This is a genomic window from Candidatus Cloacimonadota bacterium (assembly GCA_011372345.1).
Classification (GTDB): Bacteria; Cloacimonadota; Cloacimonadia; order Cloacimonadales; family TCS61; genus DRTC01.
The window spans coordinates 1-3,833 of the sequence record DRTC01000455.1 but is presented as its reverse complement, the minus strand read 5'-3'; the positions used below and the strand labels follow the sequence as shown (position 1 = coordinate 3,833).

Annotated in this window: 4 protein-coding genes; all 4 read left to right on the top strand. The window is 33.4% G+C overall.

The genetic code is table 11. The features are described from left to right. The first annotated feature begins 350 nt into the window (after window positions 1-350). Window positions 351-1,169 carry a VTC domain-containing protein gene (locus ENL20_08890; protein HHE38672.1) on the top strand — a complete coding sequence of 273 codons (819 nt, stop codon included), beginning with the start codon at window positions 351-353 and terminating at the stop codon, window positions 1,167-1,169. A 205-nt stretch (window positions 1,170-1,374) separates the two neighbouring features. Then, entirely contained in the window at window positions 1,375-1,881 is a 507-nt protein-coding gene (locus ENL20_08885) for a DUF4956 domain-containing protein (protein HHE38671.1), read from the top strand. Beyond that, the gene (locus tag ENL20_08880; protein ID HHE38670.1) at window positions 1,865-3,196 is read left to right on the top strand and encodes a hypothetical protein; all 1,332 of its coding nucleotides are present in this window, start codon (window positions 1,865-1,867) and stop codon (window positions 3,194-3,196) included. Before ENL20_08885 ends, ENL20_08880 begins: the two co-directional genes overlap by 17 nt. 1 nt (window position 3,197) lies before the next feature. Next, on the top strand, window positions 3,198-3,833 hold a 636-nt coding region (locus tag ENL20_08875), incomplete at its 3' end, for a biotin/lipoyl-binding protein (GenBank protein ID HHE38669.1).

Genomic DNA, 3,833 nt, shown 5'->3' with positions numbered 1-3,833 from the left:
CTTGCTGTTACAAACGAAGCAATCTCTTGCTTCACATTAAGTTAGAGGAGTAGATTGCTTCGCAAGAATTCCTTTGTAAGATACCTCGCAATGACTTTTTCACTAGTTGCAGAATCCATTATGGGAAGTTAGAAAGTGGTTTCATAGGAGTTGAGAAATATATTTTGAATATAATGTCAAAGAGACGAAAAAATCTGAATAACGAATATGGATTGTCGATTGTTGAATGATGAAGAAAAAAAGATCCACAAAGCAGGAGCTTTGTTTTACAAAAAAACCTTTTTTATTGACAATAAATTAATCGATTCAAATTTAAGGTCGATGAAAAAAATAAAGTCAATCGAGGAAATATGAGCAAGAAAACTACAGCATTTAAGAGAGTAGAGAACAAATTCGTTGTCCTTGAATATACATTTGATGATATTCTGAAAACACTTGTCAGGTATATTCCTCTGGATATTTTTAATGAGAACGCTCCTTACACCAATATTAAAACGATTTATATGGAAGATGAGAAATTCACGATCTTTCAGGAATATTTGAGTAAACGACGCTTCCGTTTTAAGATCAGGTTTCGTAATTACGGTTACAACGGTACATTTAATGAAGATGATTTCTGGGCAGAATTAAAAGTAAAATATCGTTCCGTCTGTTTTAAAAAAAGATTTCTATTTCCCAGAAACCTGATCACACCTTTTGTCGAAGGGGAAGATATTTTTGATGAGATCAAGAAACTGAACGAAAATACGAAAGGATTAAAGAAGACCTATAAACTAATGAAGAAACTCATCAAACTCAATGATTTAAAACCGAAGTTGATCACAACTTATGAACGGGCTGCTTTCCAGAACAAACAAAAAAATATCCGTATCACTGTCGATAAAAATATCGCTCACAGACCATATCCTGAACCTTCCAAACAGAAAACTCTTAATGCTATTGTTTTTGAATCAAAATTAAAAAAAGATGCTCCTTCCTGGTATCAGAATCTGGAAAATAAATTATCTCTGCTGCCCCAAAAAAGATTTTCCAAATATGCAACTGGAATTAATTCCGTATATTTCCCGGCAAGAGGTATCTATAATTTTTATACTAATTATGCGGAAACCAAGATCGTACCTAAAAACATTGAAAAATCCCTGATCCTTTTGAAAAAAGCAATTATTTAAGATGAATACCTCACCTTGATCCTCTCCTAAAAGGAGAGGAAAATTCTCATGATTCAAGCAAGAGACATTAAATTTAGAAAAATGAAGAATATATTCCCTTAATCCCGTTTCTTATCTCATTTATAAGCATTTAGTAGTAAAGGGAAACTGAATCTTCCCTCTCTTTTCAAGAGAGGGATTGAGGGTGAGTTCTAAAAGAGGTTAAATGGAAGAATTATTTCAAGTTATAAAAAACAGTACTTCCGGAGGAGTATCCCAATCTCCTTTGCAGATAATTCTGAATCTGACATTGGCTCTTGTCCTCGGATTGATCTATTCTTATGTTTACCGATTTACCTACACCGGAAAGAAGAAAGATAAACAGATGAAATCCGAAATGAAAAGCATGCAATATACGATAATCCTGCTGACTCTCGGTGGAGCTTTGATCTGGATCGTTGTTGCCGATAACCTGGTCAGGGCTTTTGGACTTGCCGGAGCATTAAGTTTGATCAGATACAGAACAGTCCTCAAAGAACCGACGAACACGATCAAAGTTTTTTATGCAATTATTCTTGGAATGGCTTGTGGTTTGAGCCAGTATTATACTGCTGTCATCGGAACGATTTTCATTTGTTTTACGCTTGCCATGATCTACCTTATTGTAAAAAAATCCAAAAAGAATAAAAAGCAGATCGTTGAGCATTCCTTTGAAAATGATAAAAATATTTAATATCCTTCTTTTCCTGCTTGTATTTCTCAATCCGCTTTTTTCCAATGAAAATGATCTTACTTCCTTTTTGGAAAATATTCTGCAAAATGACCTTGATCTTCAAAAAAAGGAAAATCGGTTAAAGACTTTAATTGCCAGAGATAAGATAGAAAGATCAATCAATTGGTTCGACATTAATTTTGCATATCGCAAAACTTCTAATGAATTGACCAGAGACCAGACGGAAAAACAGAATGAAGATCAAAAATTGGAGCATTCCGATATCAAGGAAGAAGGAGAACGCTGGTGGATCGAATTGAATAGAACTTTTTTTGAGAAGGATTTTGACAGTGTTTATGATCTCTTGAATGCAAAACTGGACATCACTCTGGGAAAATTTGAATTAGATATTTTCAGAATCGAAAGATCAGCTGATATTTTTTCTGATTTTCTGGAATGGAAAAGAGCAGATCTGGTATTGGAAATTTCTCATGAAAAATTAAAACTTCAATATAAAGAAAACATGATACTGGAGAGACTTTTCGAGAATAATGTGATCGAACCTGACGATTTGATCGAAAATCTTGCAGAGATCAAAAAAATAGAAAAAGAAATTTCCCAGCAAAAAGAAGTAATTTCCCAATTTAACAAAACATATAAAAACCTTAATGTAGAATTTTATGAGAAATTGGAGCTTTTTTCTCAAATCGGAGATAATAAAGCAGACACAACTGCATTCAAAGAAAAAATTTCCGCATCACTTTCTGCTTTGAACAGCATGCAGAAAAAGATTCTATCATCGCTCAGAAGAAAATATTATTACTTCTACTTACCTGAAATAAATCTGTCATTATCTTACCAGAAAAAAAATATTTTTCAGGATTGGGAAATTATGGAAGATGAAGAATTTAAGTTGCGGGAAAGAGATTTCAAAGAACTTTATCCGGAAGCAGAAGTGGAATTGTCTGTTCCTTTCAACTTCTGGGGAAATACTTCCGGGAAATATCATCTCATCAAATCTCTGGAACGGGGAGTTTTAACGAAATTTGCTGAAGCTGAAAAAGAATTACAGCAATTTGAAAATAAACTGATCAATGATTTTATAACGGCTTTAAAAGACTTTTCCTGGCAGGAAAAAATTTTTGAATTACAAAAAATCAAATTTGAGAGAATAAAGAAAAAGTATGAAGCCAAACCTTCTTTGCTGGGCAAAAATCCTGAAATTGCTTATAAAAAAGAAGAATTCAAATATAAAAAAGCAGAACTTGACTTTGAAATTTCCCAAATGAAACTTTATAAAGAGATATTCCTGATAAATTATTTTGCGGAGAAATAATATGAATGACAAGAAAATCATCACAGCAACATTTATTATGCTGGCATCTGTTGTTTTGATCATTATTATCGGAATCGTTTCCTATTTGATCAATTCCAAATCACAAAAACTACCGGCAGTAGTTCGTTCTGAAAAGCTTCTTGTTTCTTCGAAAACTTCCGGAACAGTGAAAAAAATAGCTGTTGAGCTGAACCAGCAAGTCTCTCAAGGACAGCTTCTGATTGAACTGGAAAATGAATTCCTATCAGCGAAAATTGAGAATCTGATAAACGAGAAAAACCAACTCGAAAAGTTGATTATTTCAGCTTCCGGAGGGGATCATCTCATCCTGGAACTGGCGCAGATAGAAGAGGATGTTGCTGAAAATTCTGATGATCTGAAAAGACTTGAACTGAAAAAAGATGATTTGAGCAATCAAATCTTGATCTATAAAGATATTTATGATACTGCAAAGCTTGAATATGAAGCGTATAAAGAACTTTACAACGAAGATGCTTTATCAGTTTCCGAATTTGATGAGAGATCGTCTGAATTCCTGGAAATTGCAAATGAATACCGGGAACTGGAAAACGATGTCCTGTTAACTTCCAGTGAAATTGAAACAAAAAAAAAATATATCCAATCACTGCTAAATAAG